The organism is Sunxiuqinia sp. sy24, from assembly GCF_052677165.1.
The window spans coordinates 68,956-90,917 of record NZ_JBQYLH010000006.1 but is presented as its reverse complement, the minus strand read 5'-3'; the positions used below and the strand labels follow the sequence as shown (position 1 = coordinate 90,917).

The following is a 21,962-nucleotide window of genomic DNA, read 5'->3' as shown; positions in this document are numbered from 1 at the left end:
ATGAAAAAGCTAATCTACCTATCACTTGTACTTGTTGCCGGACTTTTTTCTTGTTCAAAATCGAACAATCAACTTACGATGAAGAATGGTCTGAATGTTGATCGTCCGGATGAAACCATCCTAATTGAGCGAGTTGATCTGGAACAAAAATTCGGCAAATTTGAAGCCGGAATGGCTCCTGTTTTGATGCACAAGGGACAGCTGGTTCCAACTCAGGTCGATGATATGGATGCTGATGGCGCTTGGGATGAGTTGGTTGTCAACTTTGATTTTTTGGCCAATGAGATAATTTTACTGGATGTTGAGATCGTTTCGGCAGCTGATTATCCAGACTTTGAAAAACGGACGAACGTACGTTTGGGAATTGTTCAGGATGATCATTCCTTTAAAGAAGTGGATCAGTATTTTGCTCCTCAAGGCTTGGATGGATTTCCAACCATTGCTCAAGGTGAAAGTGTAAACTGGGAAAACGATAAAATGGGATTCCGGAATTACTTCGATTGCCGGAATGTGAAAGACCTGTTTGGAAAGCTTCAGCCTGGCTTGATCATCGATAAAATTCATACGCCGGAAATGGGGAGCTATCATGATTTAGCTGATTGGGGAATGGATGTTTTGCACTGTGGGAGCAGCCTAGGATCCGGAGGTCTGGCCTTGCTCGAAAATGATTCCCTGTTTCGGTTGGGCTCTACGGAGGTTTATGAGTACCAGAAAATTGTAGAAGGTCCAATTCGTTCGGTATTCGATCTGAAATACAAAGGGTGGGATGTCAATGGCGAACAACTCGATGCTGTTGAACGCATCTCTATTTATCCCGGAAAGTATTGGTTTCAGTCGGATGTTACGGTAACAGGATTTACGGGGCAAAAGCAGTTGGCAACGGGTATTGTTACCAGCTTATTGAAAAACGAACCTTATTCGTTTGATGCCGGTGATAAATTTTCGGCCATTGCCACACTTGACGTTCAATCGTTAAACAAAGATGAACTTGGAATGGCCGTAATGGTTCCAAAAGCTGAGATGACAAAAATTGACCGGACAACAGATATCAATTTTTTTGCGGAAGGTTACCAGACGGTGCCTGCTAAGAATTTCAGTCATGTTATTTCAGAAACTTACTACCTGGCGCAAAAGATTAAAAATAACCAGCCAGCACGGCATTACTTTTTTGCCGTCTGGGGGCTCGAAAATCCAAAATGGAAAGAAATGGACCATTTTCAAAGCTACATTAACGAAGAAGCTGAAAAGCTAAGTCATCCAATAGACATTATTATTTAGGACGGATCGTCTATCGTTAAATCCGAAGGAGTCATGGGAACATGGCTCCTTTCTTTTTGTGTTAAGATTGATTGTTCGAATTGCAGGGTGAAGGATGATTGTTATTTTTATGTTTTTTAACAGCTAAGCTCCATAACGTTGGATAGATCAGAGTGACGGGCGTTTTCGTTTGAATATGAGGTGTTTTATAAATTACAAATACCTTCCTTTATTTCAATAAATCTTTCTATCTTCCGTTAAAATATAATTGTTTATGTTGCGATTGTATTTTTTGACGTCCGATATACTCCTAAACTAACGAAGCTGAACTATGCCAAACATGGATCAAATCTTATTTTCACGGGTAAAATCTCATAATGATCAGAAGGCTTTTGAGTATATCTTCAACTCCCATTACGCTGCGCTCTGCTCTTATGCTTCCGGAATATTAGGCAATCATGAAGATGCAAAGGATATCGTTAATGATTGTTTTATGGAGTTTTGGAATAAGCGTCAATCGATTGAAATCACCAGTTCTTTAAAGTCTTATTTATACATTGCTGTCCGCAACTTGTCAATTAATCAGCTACGCAAACGGAAGCAGAAAGTGACCTTCAATTCAGAGCGTAGTTACCCTTTTTATAAGCAAGAAGAAATTTCAGATAAAATTGAGCAGCTACAGCAACTCGATAAGCTCGAAGAGCAACTGAAAGATGCTATTGAATCTTTACCACAGCAATGTCGCTATATCTTTTTTCTGAATCGGTACGAGCAGATGTCCTATAAAGCAATTGCCGAAAAGTTAAACCTATCCGTGGGCACCGTGAAGACGCAGATTGCACGTGCGCTGAAGAAGATTCGCCTTGATTTTAAAGATTTTAAGGCGGTCGATCAAATTTTCCTGTTTAATCTTGTACGCCATTTTTAAGCTTCATTGTCATAGAGATAAAGTAAGTATACGCATACCATATGATGATGAATAATTCAGAGATAGACATCCTTATATTAGACTATGTAAATGGAACGCTAAGCCAACAGCAAGAGGCCGAACTTTTTGAGTGGGTGGAGGCTTCGGCACAAAATACAGCCTACTTCAGTCACTCCATTGCCTATTTAGAACTTTCCTCGGGGGTAATGAAATCTGAACGATTTAATACCAAAAAGAATTGGAAAAAAGTAGCCTCTAAAATTAACCAGCGGACAAATCTAATAAAACTCGGAAAGGAGTTTGCTAAGATTGCTGCTGTATTTGCAATCGCCTTCGTACTCGGCTATTTTTATTTCGACCTGAACCCGACAACTGAAACCCAGGAATTACATGCTGATTATATTATAACTGAAGTGCCCTATGGTAGTAGGTCGGTAGTGACTTTGCCCGATGGATCGCGCGTATGGATTAATGCGGGCAGCTCCATGAGTTACCCGGTTACCTTCGATGAAAACCAACGAACGGTTTGGTTGGCGGGAGAAGCGTTCTTCGATGTGGTAACGAATAAAGATCGACCCTTCTTTGTTGAAGCATTGGGTGTGAAAGTGAAGGCCACCGGTACGCGTTTCAATGTAAGGGCTTATGGCGATGAAGAATTTATTGAAACAATTTTGATTGAGGGAGAAGTGACTGTTAATCGCTCCGTGTCGCCGCAAAAACAAGATCTGCTTTTAAAGCCCAATCAAAGACTAACCATTTTCAAAGATAAAGGACATACGATGGCTGACCAGAATTTGGCGGGTCAATCGATGGAAAAACACATCGAATACTTTGCTGAAACTCCATTGAAGATCGAAAAGGCGGTATTAACCTCTGAAGCGAGAACAGACATTTATACCTCGTGGAAAGAAAAGGAATGGGTGATTTATAAAGAAAAGTTTGGCTCACTCATGAAGAAGCTTGAAAAGCGGTATGATGTAAGCATCAACATAAAAGATTCTTCGTTATACGATTTGGCCTATAGTGGCACCTTGATGGATGAAAATCTGAAAGAAGTATTGGATGTGCTTAGCATCACATCACCAATTAATTATACACTTGACAATAAAAATGTAAGCATATGGTATAACCCTAAATTTTAGTAAAATAACAAACTATCAAAAAAGAGTAACAGGATGGTACCAGCACCCTGCTACTCTATTAAACAACAGCATACGTAAGTATGTATCGTCTAACTAATTATTTGTAAAACTATGAAAAAAAAACAGTTCTTTGAATCCCCCGGGGATCAATTGAAAAAACTTTTTCTATTTATGAAACTAACAGCCTTTTTTTTACTGCTGGGATTAGTTCAGGTTAGTGCGGGAGTATACTCTCAAAATACCAAGCTTAACCTGGAGATCAAAAATCAATCATTACGTTCTGTATTGAACGTCATTGAACAATCAAGTAGTTTCCGGTTTTTTTACTCGGAAGATGTTTTATCCTTGGATGAAATGGTCAATATCGATGTCCGTAATAAGGAGATTGATGACATTCTCAATGAACTTTTCTCAGGGAAGAATATGACCTACAGTGTTCAGAATAACAATCTTATCGTTCTTAAACCGATGAAGCTTAGCCAAGGCGAACGGGTGATAACCGGTACGGTTAAGGGGGATGATGGCATGCCCATTCCCGGAGTATCGATTGTTTTGGAAGGAACCACGAGTGGAACAATTACCGATCTTGATGGTCTTTTTACCCTTAATGTTCCAGAAGGCGCTACGGCCATTACGGTGTCGTATATTGGGATGAGGACCGAAACGATTACACTTGGCAATCAGGCCTCTTTTCAAATTGTATTAGAGCCCGACGTGATTGGCGTTGATGAAGTGGTTGTGGTGGGCTATGGTACCCAACAGAAAAAAACACTAACCGGAGCTGTTTCATCGGTTGATGAAACGGAATTGCGCTCGGTTCCGGCAGCCAGTGCCGCAGCCAAATTGCAAGGACGCGTGGCTGGGGTGACAATCACCAATGACAATACCCCCGGTGGAGAGTCTATGGTTCGGATCCGGGGAATTGGCTCGGTCAACAACAACGATCCTTTATACATTATTGATGGAGTACCAACTTCAGGAGGCTTAAGTAAAATCAATCCAAACGACATTGAGTCCATGTCTGTATTGAAGGATGCTTCCTCTTCGGCCATTTATGGGGTGCGCGCTGCCAATGGTGTGATTTTGGTAACCACCAAACGTGGTAAAGCCGGGAAACCAACTCTTCGTTTTGATGCCCGCTATGGAATTCAGCGGACAATAAACAGCCTGGATTTATTAAATTCTAGGGAGTATGGTGATTTGCTATGGCTTGAAAGTAAAAACCTGGGGTTGAACGTTGGCGACGAGGGGTGGGGAAACTCACAGTATGGCTATGGGGCAGAACCGGTTATTCCTGATTATATAATTCCTGAAGGCGCGATGGAAGGCGAAGTTAATGAGAGTGACTACAGTTATCCCAGTCCTTATAATGGAATCACCCGAGCCAATAAAGAGGGAACCGATTGGTACGATGAGATTCTTGATCCTGCTCCCATTCAGGAGTATAACCTTTCAGTGTCTGGTGGAACAGAAAAAGGGAAATACGCTTTCTCTGGGGGGTATATGAGCCAGGACGGAGTCGTTATACATACCGGTTTTGAGCGTTTCTCTTTACGTTCAAATGCCGATACAAAAATTACGGATTGGCTTGAAGTAGGGGAGAGCCTGGGCGTTTCCTATACCGACAGAACAGGACAAGGAACGAACAACGATGAAGGTAACTCTATTTCTTTTGCTTACCGGATGCAACCTCTTATTCCAGTTCGTGATATTGCCGGAAATTTTGCCGGAACACAGGCCAAAACAATGGGTAACGGAGCCAACCCGGTAGCCATTCTTACCAGAGATAAAGATGACTATTACCGCGACCTACGCGTTCTGGCCAATGCCTACGCACAGGTTAATTTACTTTCAGGCTTAAAATTGAAAACATTGATTGGAGCTGATTACACCAGTACCCGCCGTCAGGATCGCACCTTGACCAACCCGGAGTTTTCGGAAGCAATTCCAACCGATATTTTATCGCAATTCTATTACGGAACATTCCAGTATAACTGGATCAACACCTTGAATTACGAAGTTTCTATTAATAATGAGCACAATTTCAACTTCCTGTTAGGAACTGAAGCAGTAAAGTGGAATTATGATTGGTTCCAGGGTAGTCGTTCAACATTTGCGAGTACTGACTTGGATTACATGGTTTTGGACGCCGGTGAAAAAGATCAGGTTGCCAATGGATCGTTCGATGAGTGGTCTACCTTCTCCTATTTTGGTCGTATTAATTACAACTACATGGGAAAATATTTAGCTGAAGTGGTCTTGCGTCGCGATGCTTCTTCTCGTTTCTCCGAAGATAACCGTTGGGGAACCTTTCCGGCTTTCTCTGTAGGATGGCGTCTTTCAGAGGAAGATTTCATGAGTAATACGAGCTGGATTGATAACATGAAACTTCGTTTTGGATGGGGTAAAAACGGAAATGATAATGTTGGTGGTTACTACAATGCCTACACCACCTACCGGGTATACAATGGCGAATCGTACTACAGTTTGTCAGGTTCAAACTCGGCTACCGATGCAGGTATTCACAAATACAAGTTGGGTAATCCCGATGGAAAATGGGAAGCCAGTGTAACAACCAACTTGGGAATTGATGTGACCATGTTTAACAAGCTGGAGGTCAACCTGGATATTTACAAACGGGTAACAACCGATATGCTCTATAACCAGAGTTTACCTTATACTTATGGTCGTTTGGAATTACCTGCGGTAAATATTGGTGAGATGCAAAACAAGGGATTTGACCTGATGGTTTCCTACCGCGAAAAGATTGGCAGAGACCTTAAACTGAATCTTCGGGCCAATATTTCGCATTACAAGAACGAGATTGTTAAGCTGAACGAAAACCCGAATGAGATTTTGTACGGCCCTTCCTTACGTCAAAATACCTATACAGCCAGTATGACAGGCGAGCCAATTTCGTCTTTCTATGGCTATGTTGTTGATGGTATCTTTAATTCATGGGATGAAGTATATGATCATGTGCCTTATAATTCAGAATCCTTTGATGGTGATTCATACAGCCAGCCGGGTGTGTTTAAATACCGGGACATTAGCGGCGATGGTAAGATTGACGCGGCTGACAGAACAGTTATTGGAAGTCCACACCCTGACTTCACTTATGGAATCAACATTGACCTGGAATACAAGAACTGGGATATGACCATGTTCTTCCAGGGATCGCAAGGTAATGACCTGATTAACTACGTGAATCGTTGGATCATGTTTAATAACTTCTCCGGGAACCGTGGAAAAGCACGCTTGTACGAGTCATGGACTGAAGAGCGTTACGCCGCAGGTGCTAAAATTACACAGCCCATTGCCTTGCGCGATGATGCCGCTATGCAAAAGAACTCCAGCTTCTTTATCGAGGATGGTTCTTATTTCAGAATGAAAGATTTACAAATTGGTTATAGTCTGCCTAGCTCGCTGATTAGTAAAGCAGGTATTGAAAGTTTAAGACTTTATATTCAGGCAACCAATTTATTTACCATCACGGATTACAGCGGTTTAGATCCTGAACTTTCAAACCCGGACTCCAACCCCGATCGTTTGATGGGTGTTGATGAAGGCGTTTATCCAACTTCCCGAATCTTCATGTTTGGTGTTAATTTGAACTTGTAATCACTTAAAAATGAAAAGACATATGAAAAAGATATTATTTCTATCCTTCATCTTTGTGGCAGGACTGATTTCGTCCTGCACCAATGACTGGTTTGAGATAAAACCTAAGGGACAAGGATCTCCAACAACTTTAACCAGTAAAACAGGAATTGAGTATTTGTTGACAGGAACCTATGCTGTTGTTGACGGAACACATTTGCCTACCGATGGTGCGGTTTGGGCCAGTGCTGTTTCAAACTGGGTATGGGGGAGTGTTGCTTCCGACGATGCCTATAAAGGATCAGATTATGGCGACCAGGCAACCATCAACCCCGTAGAGGCGTTTACTGCGGATGCGGATAATGGCTATGTGGCCAACCATTGGCAGGGCTTATTCGATGGTGTTATTCGTGCCAACGATGTGCTTCGGTATTTGCCGGGAACCGAAGATATGAATGAAACGGAGAAATTGCAGGCTGAGGCTCAGGCAAAATTTCTACGTGCCCATTTCTATGTTGAACTGACGATGGTTCACGGTCAGGTGCCGTACATTGATGAAAATACCGAAACGCCAAAAACAGTAGTAAACGATCATGTCCTTTGGCCCGAAATTGAAACTGACATGAAATTCGCTGCCAGCAATTTGCCGGAGTCCTGGAACGATGCTGGACGGGCTACTAAGTGGGCTGCTAAAACCTACCTGGCTCGCATTTATTTACTGCAAGGGAAATATGATGAGGCCTTACCGCTTTTGGATGATGTTTACACCAACGGGCCTTTCGATCTCATGGAAAGCTATGAGCAGAACTACCTGATTGAATTTAATAACAACAAGGAGTCGATCTTCGAAATTCAATATGCAACCAACGACGGTGCGTCGGGGTCGCCTAATGGTGGCTGGGGCGATGCTTTAAACTTTCCTCATGGGGTTGCCGGCATGGGAACCTGCTGTGGTTTTTTTCAGCCTACTCATAGCTTGGTAAGTGCTTACCGCGTGGGCGATGATGGCTTGCCACTGCTGGATGATACCTATACGGCCGACGATATGCTTCCTTACGATACCGATATCACGAAAGATGAAGATGTGATGTACGAGGGGCTTGTTGACCCGCGCCTGGATCATACGGTTGGACGTCCGGGAGTTCCGTTTTTGGATTGGGGAATTCATGTTGGTTATGGTTGGATTCGTGATCCCAGCAATGGCGGACCTTATTTGTATAAGAAAAATATGTTCAAACAATCTGAAAAAGGATTGGCTACCACTACCGGTTGGGCAACGGGTGTTAATCCCAATAACTTCCGTAAGTTCCGTTTAGGGCATGTTATTCTTTGGCTGGCCGAATGCGAAGCCCAGGTTGGTTCGCTTGACCGTGCAACTGATTTGGTCAATGAAATTCGTAGCCGGGCTAAAGACTCCAATGTGGTTACGTTTGCTGATGGAACTCCTGCTGCCAATTACATGGTTGAAACTTATGATGATACTTTTGAATCGAAAGAATTTGCCATGAAAGCCATTCAGCATGAAACCCGACTGGAGTTTGCTATGGAAGGACTACGCTTTTTCGACCTGGTACGTTGGGGCATTGCAGCTGATGTGATGAATAACTACCTGAGTGTGGAAGGAACTAAAATGACGCATCTGTCAGGTAAAAGCTTTACGGCAGGAAAACATGAGCGTTGGCCAATTCCACAAACCCAGCGCGACTTGTCGGTTGACGAAACCGGAACGACTGTGTTAGAACAAACCCCTGGATACTAACCGAATCAATATTAGAATTAAACGAGTTGCTCACGGGCAACTCGTTTATTGGTTTTTAGTAGAAATAATACATCAATGAAACAGGATTCTTCACCCATGAAAAAAAACGTATTTCGAAATCACTTGCTTTTATTCGCACTGGGAGCTTTGCTTTGGGGGTGCAGTGGGCAGCAAGCCAATCGGGGCGAGACCAAAATGCTGGAAATAACGGATTCGGCCAATGAAGACGTTATTTATGAGCTGGGGGCAATAGCTGTTGGGCAGGAGAAGGAATTGGTGCTCACCCTGAAAAATATGGCGGACAAGCCAGTTATAATCAATGAAGTTCGGATATTTTGTGGATGTACGATTCCTGAATTACAGCCGGAGCCGATTCTTCCTCAGGCGTCTTCAGACTTGAAAATTCGATATATTGCTGATCATCTGGGGGTGTTCAGTAAGTCGGTTCGAGTCTATCTGAGTAATCAGAAAGACGCATTTGATGTGAAGTTTACGGGGGAGGTTACGCAAACGCTTCAGTAACTCAAAAACTCCGGTAAATAAGACCGGCCATAACGGCGGGCGAAAGAGTTGTCAGCAAAGGCAACTCTTTTTTTGTTTGCTCGATACATCGACAAATGGATATGCAACAAAAAACTGTACGGCTAGTTAAGAGTTACGCTGCTATTCTTTGATTATTATTTAGTTGTTCAAATTCGTTTATTGTTTTGTACCCTAAAGCCGAATGCCTTCTTCGTTTGTTGTACCAGGTTTCGATCCACCGAAACAAGGATAATTGGGCTTATTCCTGATCGAGAAAGCTCCGTTGATAGACCAACTCCACTTTTATCGTTTTAAAGAAGCTTTCGGCTACTGCATTGTCCCAGCAGTTACCTTTACGGCTCATACTGCGGGCAACCAGCTGCTCGCGTTCCAATAGATTGGTGAAAGCATTGCAGGCATACTGGATACCACGGTCTGAATGAAAGATTAGTTCATTCGTAATCAAACGATTCTTTACGGCCATTCTCCATGCAGGAATCGTTGTTTCTTTCGCACGCATGCCTTTGCTCATCGCCCAGCCAATCACTTTACGATCAAACAAATCAATAATGACAGTCAAGTACATCCAGTCTTTGTTGGTTCTGATATAGGTAATATCGGAAACCCAAACTTTGGCAGGGGCAGAAACCGAAAAGTTCTGGTTTAACAGGTTGGGAGCGATCGGATAGTTGTGCCTGGTGTCGGTTGTCGCTTTGAACTTTCGCTTCCGCTTGGCTTGCAGTCCTGCAGCGTTCATAATTCGGGCCGTGTGAGGACGTGACACCTTGTGTCCTAAGGCGCGAAGTTCTTCGCTCATCCGCGGGCTTCCATAGCTTTGACCACTATCCTGAAAAATCCGTTTAATTTCGACCAATAACTTTTGGTTTTCATTCCAGCGGCCTGAGTCTTTGTTCTGAAGCCAGTGGTAATAACCGCTTTTACTTACTTTGAATACTTTACACATCATCCGGGTAGAAAACCGGTTGCGGTGATCACTTATAAATTGCTAGATTTCCCATCGTTCACGGAGAAGATGCTGATTGCCTTTTTTAGGATATCGCGTTCCATTCTGGCTGCTCGAAGCTCTTTCTGTAAGCGGGCATTTTCTCGCTCCAAATCCGTCATCTTCGGATTCCCGTAACCTGGAAAACTATTGTCTTTATATTGACTAAATTCCTTACGCCACCGATAAAGTAATGCTCGGTCGATTCCCAGTTCATCTGCAATCTCGCTGGCATTCCCTCTCGCATAGGATAGCTCTACGGCTTTTTTCTTAAATTCTTTGTCAAACTTCTTTCTCATAGGACTCATAATGTAGGTGAATAAAATAATACTTAACCTACCGTCCAATCAAATGTAGCAACTTCACTCTTTTGTAAGCTGAAGTTTCGGCATGTGTGTTGGAGATTGCACATGTGCTATTTGTGTGTCGGTTTTTTAGCATGAAACCTAATACAAGTATTAGCTGGATGTGTTTTTGTTAGTAAAAATGCTGGATGTGCGAGGGTGGAGTTTGTAGGATTGTTTTCTCATTGGTTTTTTCGTTTTTAGCTTTCCCTGCTCAATTTACAAAACGTTACAAAATGCATGCATGAATAAACGCATGTTATTCTCGTTCTAAACAACTGATAGCTTTTACTTCCGAGCCGTCGCAATGAGTAAGCTCATTATACTTTGCGGCCTAAGGCAGCAGATGGGGTCAGCCTAGTCGTCGTGTATCTTGCTCCGTACCAAGTCCGGTAATTCCACGTTTTTTCTACGTTAATTCAAAGTATCTTCTGTGTTTTTGAATACAGAAGCAATACAGAAGATACCCAGAAGCAACGCAGAAGATCCGGACTTGAACCGAAGACGATTCTGGCTGGAAAAAAAGCAATAGAAGAAATGAACAGACGAATGAACGAACCGATCACTGAGATCAGACAAGGGTTAAATTCTCCACTTCACGGCAGGTGAAAAGCGCGTTGGTCGAAAATTTGGCCCGGGCCAGCGAGAGCCTGGCGGGTAGAAGGATGAAATTTTTAGGATTTTTCTTTGTTTCCCTGCCCGTTCGGCAGGCGGGCGTTTCTTTTCATCGGAAAAGAAATGAAAGGAGCCGACTGATTTCGTTGCGGTACATGTCTGCTCTGGAGCCTTTCCAAGAAGAGCGATTGCACCTTTTTTATATCTGTTCTGTTTCCCCTGGCTGCTTGCTTTAGCCCCGTTGGGGCGAAGGAAACCGGCGTCTTCAAGCGCCATCCTAAAAGGAACAGATTCTGAAACGAGTTCAGGACGACGCTCAAAACGGATCACCGAGGGTACGAGGACACGAACAGATGAACGCACGAACCGATTACCAGCAATACCTAAGTCCTCCACTTCATCGGTAGGTGAAAAGCGTCGTCGGCCTTGGTCTTTTTCGTTCTTTTAGTTTCAGCACAAGGGACCGATTTGAAGGCAGATGCCGGATTTCTCAGGCTTTTTTTGTAGTTTCGGTTTTAATTTTGAGATCGAGTGCCCGGCTCCCGGGCTTTGAATAAGCTTATTGGTATGGTATTAAATTACATATGGATCGGATTTTTTCTGGTGGCCTTTGTGGTTGCTCTTATTCGCGTGTTGGGCTATTTGTTTCGCGATTTTTTTGCCGATGCGCTGGGCATCATTTTCACGGAAGTTGACCTGCATGTTTTTAAGGATATGGTTGATGCTTCTTTTTCGATGGCAACGGCCAGTGTCGACCTGATTATTGCGTTAATAGGAGTGATGGTGCTGTGGCTGGGCATCATGAAAGTAGGCGAAGATGGGGGCGCAGTCAACCTTATTGCCCGTATCTTCGGTCCGTTCTTTAACAAGCTTTTTCCGGAGCTGCCCAAAAATCATAAGTCGATTGGGGCCATGATGATGAACCTTTCGGCCAACATGCTGGGATTGGATAATGCCGCAACGCCGCTGGGACTGAAAGCCATGGAGGACCTGCAAGAGCTGAATGTGGAAAAGGACAAAGCATCGAATGCACAGATTATGTTTTTGGTTTTGAATACTTCGGGTCTGACGGTTATTCCGGTGAGTATTCTGGCTTACCGCGTGGCTGCTGAGTCGCAGATGGTATCCGTTATTTTTCTCCCCATTTTATTAGCCACCTATTTCTCTACGCTTGCGGGCTTAATATCGGTATCTATTTATCAGCGGATCAATCTTTTTAATAAAACCGTGCTTGCGTACATCGGAACGGCAACGGCCTTAATTGCCGGCTTATTGTGGTGGTTTTCTGGTTTGAATCAGGATCAAATTACGGAAGTCTCGTCGTTTGGCGGCAACCTGATCATCTTCCTGATTATTATTTCCTTTCTGTTTTTGGCTTTCCGGAAGAAGATTGATGTTTACAATTCCTTTATTACCGGAGCAAAAGATGGTTTCAATGTCGCCATCAAAATTATTCCTTACCTGGTGGCCATGCTGGTTGGCATTGGCGTATTTCGGGCATCAGGGGCCATGGATTTGGTGATCGGTGGTATTAAAGCACTTGTTTCGTTCGTTGGGCTAAACACCGATTTTGTGGATGCCTTGCCCGTTGCTTTTATGAAACCCCTGAGTGGGAGTGGGGCACGAGGCGCTATGCTCGAAATTTATAATAACCCCGGCTTTGGCCCCGACTCCTTTGCCGGCTTATTATCATCCGTATTTCAAGGATCAACCGAAACGACTTTTTATACCTTGGCTGTTTACTTTGGTGCGGTAGGAATTACAAGAACCCGCTATGCTGTTGTTTGCGGGTTAATTGCTGACCTTACCGGAATTATTGCCGCTATCCTGATCGCTTACCTATTTTTTCATTAAAGCGCGTCGTAAACAATTACCTTCTCCCATAAATCACCATATTCTTCAACGAATTTCAGGTGAGTGGGATGTACCTGGTAGGTATCCTGATCGGCTTTCGTGTCGAATGCCGCCAAGTAGGAATAGGTGAAGGAATCATCCACCACATCGCGATCCGATTGAACGGCTTTGCCGGTGTGGTAAAGCTTGATCTCCGGGATGGTGACTAATAGTTTCAGCCCTTCTTCAAAACGTTTACAGGCCGCTTCATTTTCGGGTTCTTTCAACCAAAAATAAACATGGTGTATAAAACTATCTTGTAGGCTTATTTTCATTTCGCTGGCACTGGTCTTTTTGGCAAACAGGGGGAAACTTAAAAATCCGATTCCGGCAAATGATCGTTTTAAGAAAGTACGGCGATTTTTCATGCGGCGCTGTTTTTTTATTGGTTTATAGTTGATCGGTCACTTGCTTTAGCTTAACCAGTTTGGTTAAAAGCTGTTCCAGCAAGTCGAGTTGTAACATGTTGGCACCATCCGATTTCGCAACACCTGGGTTCGGATGGGTTTCAATAAAAATACCATCAACACCAACAGCAATGGCTGCTTTAGCAATGGTTTCAATTAGCTCGGGTTTTCCTCCGGTAACGCCCGATGTTTGATTGGGCTGTTGCAGGGAGTGGGTGATGTCCATAATCACCGGGCAGTTATTTTCTTTCATGATTGGAATGCCGCGGTAGTCAACCACTAAATCCTGATAGCCAAAAGTGGTTCCACGTTCGGTTAGCATCACGTTCTCGTTGCCCGAATCGCGAACTTTGTCAACGGCAAATTTCATCGACTCAGCAGACAGGAACTGCCCTTTTTTAATGTTCACCACTTTGCCGGTTTCGGCAGCAGCAATCAATAAATCGGTTTGGCGGCACAGGAAAGCCGGAATCTGCAACACATCGACATATTGCGCCGCTAATTTTGCCTCGCTGGCCGAGTGAATATCTGTAACCGTTGGGATGTTCAATTTTTCGCCCACGGCTTTCAGAATGCTCAGCGCTTTTTCATCGCCAATACCTGTGAAGGAATCAATCCGCGAACGGTTGGCTTTGCGGTACGAACCTTTAAACACGAATGGAATCTCCAGCCGGTCGCAAATGGCGGCTATCTTTTCGGCAATATCAAAGGCCATTGGTTCTCCTTCAATAACACAAGGGCCTGCCAGTAAGAGAAAATTTTTGCCGGCATGTTTCAGTTTTGGGATCATCTTCTTTTTTTTTATGCGAAGATACAAATTGAAAGGAAACATGGAGGAATTCAGGGAAGAATAATGATGTGCAGAGGGCATGGGGAAAGAAGAACCCCGAGCCAGAAGTCTAGTGATAAAAGCGTCTGCCTGTTTTATGCGTAAGCCAGCATTCGAATCGCCAGGGTGTTGGTATCTCGTTTGAAATGAAGGAGGATGGTTGAGCTTTCGAAGGAGACCGCTTAATGGTAGAAGCGCATTTCTTCAATGTACTGCCAGGTTCCCTGCGGAATAAAGTGTCGGATGTCTTTACCGTCGCCTATGGCCTTGCGGATAAACGAGGCCGAAATCTCCATAACCGGAGCTTCAATAAATTGAATATTAGGATGACTTTTCAGCTGCTCTTTATCGAATCCCGGACGCGGGTATACCAGCAACTTATAGTCGGCTAAGAGCATATCGGCATTTTTCCACTTCTCAATCGATGCGAGATTATCGGCCCCCATGATCAGCGTAAAATCATACGACGGGTATTGGTCTTTCAAATACGTCAGCGTATCGATGGTGTAGGAGGGGCGGGGAAGGTTGAACTCGATGGAAGAAGCCTGAAAGCGGTGGTCTTTGCCAATGGCCCGATTGACCAATTCAAGCCGCTGGTAGTTGTCCAGCAGTTTCTGCTTGGTTTTAAACGGGCTCTGCGGGCTGACAACAAACCACAGCTGGTCAATTTCAGAAAATTCAACCAGGTAGTTGGCAATGGCTAAATGACCAATATGAATGGGGTTAAATGTTCCGAAATAGAGTCCAACTTTCATAACCGATGTTTAGCGATGGATAAAATCAGTAACCAGTTTTTCGGCATTGGCCAAGGTTACTTCCAATTCTTCGCTAACCAAAATAACATCGAAATTGGGGGCGAAGGTTAATTCGTAGGCGGCTTTTTCCACGCGTTTTTCAATCACCTCAGGTGCATCGGTTGAGCGTCCTACCAAGCGGTTACGCAATTCCTCGATGGATGGTGGTTGAATAAAAACAGCGAGGGCTTCATCGCCGTAGTATTTTTTGATGTTGATACCACCAACGACATCCACATCAAACACAACATGCTTTCCCTTGTTGCGAATTCGCTCTACTTCTTCTTTCAACGAACCGTAACTTGTTCCGGGGTAAACTTCTTCCCACTCCAGAAAGTCTCCATTGGCCACCTTTTGCTGAAACTCGTCCTGGCTCAGGAAATAATAGTCCTTGCCATGGGTTTCGGTGTGGCGGGGTGGGCGGCTGGTGGCCGAAATCGAAAACTCCAGTCCCAAATTCTGACTCAACAGATGTTTGACAACGGTTGTTTTGCCAGCTCCGGAAGGGGCTGAAAATATAATTAACTTACCTTTTTTCATGTTCAACTAAATTCTAAAATGGCTGTGTGCCCGTTTACAGGATATTTAGCATTTGTTCTTTGATACGCTCCAGGGCGTCTTTCATTTGCACCACAATACGCTGGATGTTGCTCTCATTGGCTTTGCTTCCCAAGGTATTGATTTCGCGACCAATTTCCTGTGCAATAAACCCCAGTTTTTTTCCGGCTACTTCATGGCTTTCCATGGTTTCCAGGAAATAGTTGCAATGGTTGAGCAAGCGCACTTTCTCTTCGTTGATGTCCAGTTTTTCCATATAATAGATCAACTCCTGCTCAAAACGATTTTGGTCGTAGTTGCCATTCAGGTTCAACTCATTCAAGCTGTCTGAGATACGTGTTTTAACATTTTCCAGCCGTTGCTTTTCAAAGGGCTCAACCTGCTTCATCAGCTGCATGATTTCCTGAACGTTTGAGCGAATGTCCTTTTCCAGGGCAATGCCTTCCTGAGCCCGAAATTGATCAACCGATGCAATTACTTTTTGAACGTTGGCATAAATGGTTTCCCATTCTTTTTCATCCAACTCTTCATAAACGGTTTTTACCGTGTCGGGCAAACGCATAATGGATTGCATGATCTGGTCGGTAATTGGCAGACCCAGTTTTTCGTGGATGCTACTCAGCTGGCGGTAATAGGCTGCTACAATGTTTTCGTTGATGGCTGAGTTACTCTCGGTACCCAGGTTTTCCAGGTAGAGCGAGAAATCCATCTTTCCACGCACCAGTTTCTCATTGATTTCTTTCCGTATTACAATATCCTTTTCACGGTAAAGGGCCGGTATCCGGGAGTTAATATCCAGTTGCTTGCTGTTCAGTGTTTTCAGCTCAATCGTAATTTTTTTGTTTCCGGTTTCAAATTCGGCTTTTCCGTAGCCAGTCATCGATTTGATCATGCGGTAATTTTTAGTTGCCTGCAAAGTTAATATTTTAATAGGAGTTCAAGGGCATGCTCAAGTAAGTTTTTAAGGTCATGCAGGGCTTGACGGAGAAAGTTGGAATCCTGGATTTTTGTTGATTGAGCGTGGCATTGTTTCATCGGAAACTTAAATCAGGTTTCGTCAGTTACGCTTGAAAAGAAATATTTGCTGCGACGTTCCGGGATTAGTATTTCCAGCGCCTGAGGATTTATTTCCACGTTTATCTCCTTTAAGCGTCCAATAAGTTCCCCATCAATTTGGAGTTCTTTTTTACCGTAATTATGGATGGTCACCTTTTGGGCACTAAAGCTTTTAACGTAGTCTAATTCGTGAATTTTGTGGGTGAAGAAGGGAATGATCATTTGAAACAAATGCCACATGGAGTAGGGACGGACAAAAATGATTTCAAACTGCCCGTCGCTGATGTTTCCCCGGGGATTGATGACGGCACCTGTTCCATATTTTGTTGCATTGGCTATGACCACCATATGTGCTTTTTGGGTGATTTTCTTTTGATCCAGCGTTACTGCAAATTTGAACGGTTTAGCAGCAAAAAGCTCTTGGATGAAATGTTTGGCGTAACCTGTAAAACCCCGGATGCTGTCGCGTTCAAAACGTTTGATAACCTGAGCATTTATGCCAATGTCGGCCAGGTGAAGCGACAGGTGCGTGCCGTTGATTGTTACCGTGTCGATGGCTCTTGTTTTCTGGGCTGCAACAACTTCCAGAGCATCAGACAGCGTTTGCGGAATGTTCAGTTCTCTGGCCAGCCCATTGGCTGAGCCCATGGGGATTATTCCCATGATAATTTTTTCGTTGATCAGAATTTTGGCGACCAGGTTGCTGGTCCCGTCACCACCAACAGCTACGACTTTGTCCGGGACAAATCTCCGGATTGCTTCAGCAATGAGCTGGTTGTCCTTTTCGCCTTTAGTGTACTGAATTTCAAAAGCAAAATTTCGTTTCTCCGAAAATGTTTCAATTTTTTCTTTAAAGTCATCTTTAACGATGTCACCCGCAATTGGGTTGACTATAAATAAGATTCTTTGCGGTGTGTTCAATGGCTTGTTTGGCATATGTTATGCATCTTTTTTTGTTTGTAGGCTATAAAACTCATGCCAAAAAAGTAGACTTATGGTTAAGGCACCAAAAACATTTCGATACTTTAAGAAGATTACAAAAAGTGTTTATAAGCGCATCAAATTGTTTGTCAAGTACCGTTTGGGCTGGCTGAGGGTGCCTATTATTATCCCTTACCACGGGTATGGTGATGGTGAAACCTTGTTGGTGAGTGGTTATGTGACCGAAGACAAGGGAATGGCCAAGCCAGATGAGAAGCACACCCGATGGGAGAATCTGCTTGCGATGATTAAACGCTACTCAAGTGATGAAATTCCGGGGGCGCTTGTTACTATTGATGTTGACGGGCAACGGCAGGAGGCGACTACCGGCGACACGGGCTTGTTTAAAGTCAGGTTTGACACGGTTGCATTGGCGTCAAAGAAAAAGTCCGAATGGATTCCTTATGTTGCCACGCTTCACTCAGACATTACGGAAGATGACCGGCAGGTGAGTACCCGGGGTGAAATTCTGATTCCTGGAGCAGACTGCGAATTTGCCGTGGTGTCGGACGTAGATGATACCATTTTAGTTAGTCACGCAACACAAGCGCTGCGCAAGTTATGGTTGATGTTATGGCGGAATTCGCGTACGCGCAAACCTTTTCCGGGGGTGGCCGCTTTCTATCGGGCACTGCATGTTGGCCGGGATGGGAAGCAATTCAATCCTTTTTTCTACGTGTCGAGCAGCGAGTGGAATTTGTACGATTTGTTGGAAGATTTTTGCATTTACAACGGTTTCCCCAAAGGGGTGTTTTTGTTACGCGAGTTGAAGGTGAATATTTTGAAGTTCTGGAAGTCGGGCGGTGGCGATCATCAGCATAAGTATCGAAAAATTAAAGCGCTGTTTGATATCTATCCCGGTATGTCCTTCATCCTGATTGGCGATAATGGACAGCACGATCCGGAAATTTACTCTCAAATTGCCAAAGAGTACCCGAGTCGTATTCGGGCGATTTACATTCGGGTGGTGAGAAAGAAAGGAAGATACAGACGACTGAGTGAAATTAAAGTACGGTTGGAGCTGCTCCATGTGCCTATGATTTTGGCTCACGATACCGTTGAAGCGGCTCGGCATGCGATTGAAAACAACCTGATAGCGGCTGATTCAGAGGCTGGTATTGTACGGGATGCTCAGGAAGATTTGAAAGAGGATGACTAGCTGTTGTTAGCTGGTGCAGCTATTTTCCCCCAATTTTAATGGTATAGTGCTGGCAATGCGCGACCCCATTTGGGGGCGAATTTTTTCGTGCAAGCTCGATCTTATAACTACACGATGCCTCCGTCGGATCGGATCAATCGGAAGCACAAAAAAAGGATCACCGAAACGGCAATCTTTTTTTTGTGATTATCGTATTGCCCTAGTCGTCATCATCATCATCATCATCGGCATTGTCTTCCAGGTTTTCAGCAATATAGTCCAGCTCGGCATATTTGTCTTCATACTCCGAGCGCGATTCATCCTTCAGGGTACCATCATCATCGTAATCATCATCATCGCTGATGATGTCCTCGGCTTGTTGAGTTGTCATTCGGACCAAATAGTACTTTTCATCCGTTTCGAATGGCAGGGCGCTTACCAGCAAGCCGTCTTTATTGTTAAATGTAATCAAGTGTTGGCTGAACCCTTCCGGGTACACTAATTTGATTTGCTCCTGGATTTTGTTTTCCAGCTTTTCAAAGTCTTTTATTACTCTTGGTTTACTGACAGCCATTGTTTTATCCTCCATATATTTTACGCCAAAGAAGGCAGTTTTTACCTTATTTTTTAAGTTTTAATCTTGTCGAAAAATACGAAAATGACTCAATAAAAAAATAGGTTTGATAGCATGCTCACTATTTTTTTTGTTTCGAACGGTATAAAATTGCGAAACAAAAAAGAGGCTCTTTGTTATTTGATTGACTATTAGCGGATAGATGCTTTTTTGATTTGAGAGATTTCGAGCACAGGCATGTTATACAAGTTGTAAAAAACATTGATCAGACCTATTTTTTGGTATTCAAACAGCTCATTATCGGTGATGATAGCTTCGTGAATTTGCCCTTCATCGAGTAATTTTTGACGTTGGGTACCTTGCAATAACGGTTGAGCAGGAGTAAACCATTTTTCCCCATCAAAAAATACAAGGTTGGCAATAAAACTGTCGGTAACCAATCCTTGCTTAACGATGATGATTTCATCGGCTGTTCCGCGCTGGCTGTAAAGAGATTCTAAGCGGGAACGGTCGGCAAACTTGTGGCTGTAGCTGATCTGGTCGTCATAAACCAGTTGCAACGATCGGATGGAGCGGGCTTGCCAGGGAATGAATTCCACCTTTTCAATGGTTTCAGCGTAAAGCACCCGGCAGCGAAAGATTCCGTTTCGGCAGTTTTCGGGTATTGTAATACGTTCGCTTAAGTCTTGCCAGTGCAATGAAAATAAGTCCTGCCGGGCTTTGTTGTACCGCTGGTTATGGTAAGGCAAATTTTGGAGTTTGCCGTTTTCCAGTTTGAGGGTTTCAAGCAAGAGGGACATAGACTTTTTTTACCAGTTCTTCATATTCCGATTGACAGTCGCTTTGGAAGGTGATTCCGCCGCCACTTTTAAAAATCAGCTTTTCGTTTTGCTGCTCAAGGTAGCGAATTAACACGCAGCTATCGAGATTTTGTCCGTCAAAAACACCAAACACGCCGGAATAATAACCGCGGTCGTAGTTTTCGGCTGCTTTTATAATTTCCACGGTCTTTTTCTTGGGGGCGCCACAGATTGAACCGGCAGGCAAAAGTTTGGCTATCAAATTGCCCAGGTTTTTGCGGTAATGGGGCTGAAGCTTTCCGGTGATTTTTGAGCTCATTTGCAGCAGCTCATTCCGGTTGGACTTGATGTGGTCGAGGTAGCGAAACTTTTCCACCTGCACCTGGTCGGCTACCATGCTGATGTCGTTTCGAATCAGGTCGACAATGGTGCTGTGTTCGGCCAGTTCTTTGGTGTCGTTCATCAGAATGGATGCGGCATTTTCCAGTGTTGCATCAATGGTCCCTTTCATGGGGAATGAGGAAATCTCTTTGTTTTCAATCCGGACAAAGATTTCCGGGGAAAAGCATACAAATTGATTGTTCAGCATGACCTTGTACGGGGCATGGCTTTGATGAAAAATATCCTCTAAACTCAGATTGGTTTCAATGCCGCTGGGCATGGTCAGGTTAAGCAAATAGCTGTCTCCGTTATGGATGTGGTGCTGAACCAAGTCAAAGGCTTTCTGATAGCGTCCGTAATAAACCGGAAGCACTTTCCAGCGAAAGGGCTGGTTAACGGGTTTCTGCTCTTTAAAATTGGTATGTTTGGGGGTTTGCCACAGTAGCTGGCTCTGGCTTTCTTCCCATTCCAATACGATTGGTTTTTTAAAATCGAAGTCAATCAGAAAAACAAACGGACGCTTGGCTTTCCCCAACGCGTTCATCTTTAAAATAGTATCTTTTTTGGTGGTGATCATGAAGGGCTCAAAGATAAGAAAATGCCTTGAGAACTGCGATTACCGCATTTGGATTCAGTTTTAAAAATAGTGAATTTTACATGTGCAATTGCGGCTGCTTTAGTAAATTTGTGCTACACATTATTAGATATGGAAATTACGGAGAATATTGAACGCATTAAAAAGGAAATTACCAGCGATGTTTGCCTGGTAGCGGTGTCGAAAACAAAACCAAAGGAGGCCATTCTGGAAGCTTACCAAGGTGGACAACGGGTTTTTGGTGAGAATAAGGTGCAGGAATTGGTACAAAAGAATGAGGATTTGCCCAAGGATATTGAATGGCACTTTATAGGACACCTGCAAACCAACAAAGTGAAATACCTGGCTCCTTTTGTGAGCTTGATACATGGAATTGATTCGTTAAAACTGCTGAAAACAATTAATAAGGAAGGGCAAAAAAACAAGCGGGTAATTCCTTGTTTGCTTCAGTTTCATATTGCTGAGGAGGAAACAAAATTCGGGTTGAACCTGGCTGAGGCCGAAGAACTTTTGGAAAGCGAGACTTTTGCTTCGCTCGACAGTGTCGAGGTGCGAGGTGTAATGGGAATGGCTACCTATACCGATGATGAGACCCAGGTCCGGAAGGAATTCCGGTCGCTTAAGATTATCTTTGATGAATTGAAAACCCGCTATTTTAAGGATCAACCTTCTTTTTCTGAAATCTCAATGGGGATGTCGGGTGATTATCAACTAGCTGTTAAAGAAGGGAGTACCATCGTTCGGGTAGGGAGTAAAATCTTTGGTGATCGGGAGTACCATTGAATA

General features: G+C 43.6%; 18 protein-coding genes and 1 pseudogene. 9 read left to right on the top strand and 10 right to left on the bottom strand.

Going from position 1 to position 21,962, the window contains the following annotated elements:
* The 6 genes from ACUNWA_RS07225 to ACUNWA_RS07200 all read left to right on the top strand — a co-directional run bounded on the left by ACUNWA_RS07225 (window position 1) and on the right by ACUNWA_RS07200 (window position 9,208).
* Window positions 1-1,278, top strand: coding sequence for a DUF4861 domain-containing protein (locus ACUNWA_RS07225; protein WP_445591220.1), 1,278 nt, complete (start codon window positions 1-3; stop codon window positions 1,276-1,278).
* 319 nt (window positions 1,279-1,597) lie between these two features.
* A complete protein-coding gene (locus ACUNWA_RS07220) occupies window positions 1,598-2,185 on the top strand; it encodes an RNA polymerase sigma-70 factor (protein WP_445591219.1) in 588 nt (195 codons plus the stop codon).
* Window positions 2,186-2,226: 41 nt separating this feature from the next.
* Complete coding sequence (locus ACUNWA_RS07215; RefSeq protein WP_445591218.1) at window positions 2,227-3,327, top strand: FecR family protein; 1,101 nt, start codon at window positions 2,227-2,229, stop codon at window positions 3,325-3,327.
* 171 nt (window positions 3,328-3,498) lie between these two features.
* A complete protein-coding gene (locus ACUNWA_RS07210; protein WP_445591217.1) occupies window positions 3,499-6,948 on the top strand; it encodes a TonB-dependent receptor in 3,450 nt (1,149 codons plus the stop codon).
* 22 nt (window positions 6,949-6,970) lie between these two features.
* Window positions 6,971-8,686 (top strand): RagB/SusD family nutrient uptake outer membrane protein, encoded by a 1,716-nt coding sequence (locus tag ACUNWA_RS07205; protein WP_445591216.1) that lies wholly within the window; start codon window positions 6,971-6,973, stop codon window positions 8,684-8,686.
* 96 nt (window positions 8,687-8,782) lie between these two features.
* Complete coding sequence (locus tag ACUNWA_RS07200) at window positions 8,783-9,208, top strand: DUF1573 domain-containing protein (protein WP_445591215.1); 426 nt, start codon at window positions 8,783-8,785, stop codon at window positions 9,206-9,208.
* Window positions 9,209-9,341: 133 nt separating this feature from the next.
* On the opposite strand, the pseudogene ACUNWA_RS07195 reads toward ACUNWA_RS07200, so the two are convergent.
* Window positions 9,342-10,519, bottom strand: a pseudogene (locus ACUNWA_RS07195) (IS3 family transposase).
* Window positions 10,520-11,737: 1,218 nt separating this feature from the next.
* On the opposite strand from ACUNWA_RS07195, the gene ACUNWA_RS07190 reads away from it, so the two are divergent.
* Window positions 11,738-13,024 (top strand): nucleoside recognition domain-containing protein, encoded by a 1,287-nt coding sequence (locus ACUNWA_RS07190; RefSeq protein WP_445591214.1) that lies wholly within the window; start codon window positions 11,738-11,740, stop codon window positions 13,022-13,024.
* On the opposite strand, the gene ACUNWA_RS07185 is transcribed toward ACUNWA_RS07190, so the two are convergent.
* The 6 genes from ACUNWA_RS07185 to ACUNWA_RS07160 form a co-directional block, all read right to left on the bottom strand.
* Entirely contained in the window at window positions 13,021-13,431 is a 411-nt protein-coding gene (locus ACUNWA_RS07185; RefSeq protein ID WP_445591213.1) for a Dabb family protein, read from the bottom strand. The genes ACUNWA_RS07190 and ACUNWA_RS07185 overlap by 4 nt on opposite strands.
* Window positions 13,432-13,453: 22 nt before the next feature.
* A complete protein-coding gene (gene kdsA, locus ACUNWA_RS07180; protein ID WP_445591212.1) occupies window positions 13,454-14,260 on the bottom strand; it encodes a 3-deoxy-8-phosphooctulonate synthase in 807 nt (268 codons plus the stop codon).
* Window positions 14,261-14,481: 221 nt separating this feature from the next.
* The gene (gene nadD, locus ACUNWA_RS07175; RefSeq protein WP_445591211.1) at window positions 14,482-15,054 is read right to left on the bottom strand and encodes a nicotinate (nicotinamide) nucleotide adenylyltransferase; all 573 of its coding nucleotides are present in this window, start codon (window positions 15,052-15,054) and stop codon (window positions 14,482-14,484) included.
* A gap of 9 nt (window positions 15,055-15,063) precedes the next feature.
* Complete coding sequence (gene gmk / locus ACUNWA_RS07170; RefSeq protein WP_445591210.1) at window positions 15,064-15,633, bottom strand: guanylate kinase; 570 nt, start codon at window positions 15,631-15,633, stop codon at window positions 15,064-15,066.
* A 34-nt stretch (window positions 15,634-15,667) separates the two neighbouring features.
* Complete coding sequence (locus tag ACUNWA_RS07165; protein WP_445591209.1) at window positions 15,668-16,543, bottom strand: YicC family protein; 876 nt, start codon at window positions 16,541-16,543, stop codon at window positions 15,668-15,670.
* Between the two features lie 155 nt (window positions 16,544-16,698).
* On the bottom strand, window positions 16,699-17,643 hold the full coding sequence (locus tag ACUNWA_RS07160; protein WP_445591208.1) for a diacylglycerol/lipid kinase family protein: 945 nt from the start codon (window positions 17,641-17,643) through the stop codon (window positions 16,699-16,701).
* A 58-nt stretch (window positions 17,644-17,701) separates the two neighbouring features.
* On the opposite strand from ACUNWA_RS07160, the gene ACUNWA_RS07155 reads away from it, so the two are divergent.
* A complete protein-coding gene (locus ACUNWA_RS07155; RefSeq protein WP_445591207.1) occupies window positions 17,702-18,847 on the top strand; it encodes an App1 family protein in 1,146 nt (381 codons plus the stop codon).
* A gap of 199 nt (window positions 18,848-19,046) precedes the next feature.
* Here the strand turns inward: ACUNWA_RS07155 and ACUNWA_RS07150 are convergent, their stop codons facing one another.
* The 3 genes from ACUNWA_RS07150 to ACUNWA_RS07140 form a co-directional block, all read right to left on the bottom strand.
* Window positions 19,047-19,415 (bottom strand): hypothetical protein, encoded by a 369-nt coding sequence (locus ACUNWA_RS07150; RefSeq protein WP_445591206.1) that lies wholly within the window; start codon window positions 19,413-19,415, stop codon window positions 19,047-19,049.
* Between the two features lie 176 nt (window positions 19,416-19,591).
* The gene (locus ACUNWA_RS07145; protein ID WP_445591205.1) at window positions 19,592-20,200 is read right to left on the bottom strand and encodes an aminotransferase class IV; all 609 of its coding nucleotides are present in this window, start codon (window positions 20,198-20,200) and stop codon (window positions 19,592-19,594) included.
* Complete coding sequence (locus ACUNWA_RS07140) at window positions 20,184-21,158, bottom strand: aminodeoxychorismate synthase component I (RefSeq protein ID WP_445591204.1); 975 nt, start codon at window positions 21,156-21,158, stop codon at window positions 20,184-20,186. The genes ACUNWA_RS07145 and ACUNWA_RS07140 overlap by 17 nt, the downstream gene beginning before the upstream one ends.
* 129 nt (window positions 21,159-21,287) lie before the next feature.
* On the opposite strand from ACUNWA_RS07140, the gene ACUNWA_RS07135 reads away from it, so the two are divergent.
* On the top strand, window positions 21,288-21,959 hold the full coding sequence (locus ACUNWA_RS07135; RefSeq protein ID WP_445591203.1) for a YggS family pyridoxal phosphate-dependent enzyme: 672 nt from the start codon (window positions 21,288-21,290) through the stop codon (window positions 21,957-21,959).
* Window positions 21,960-21,962 lie beyond the last annotated feature (3 nt).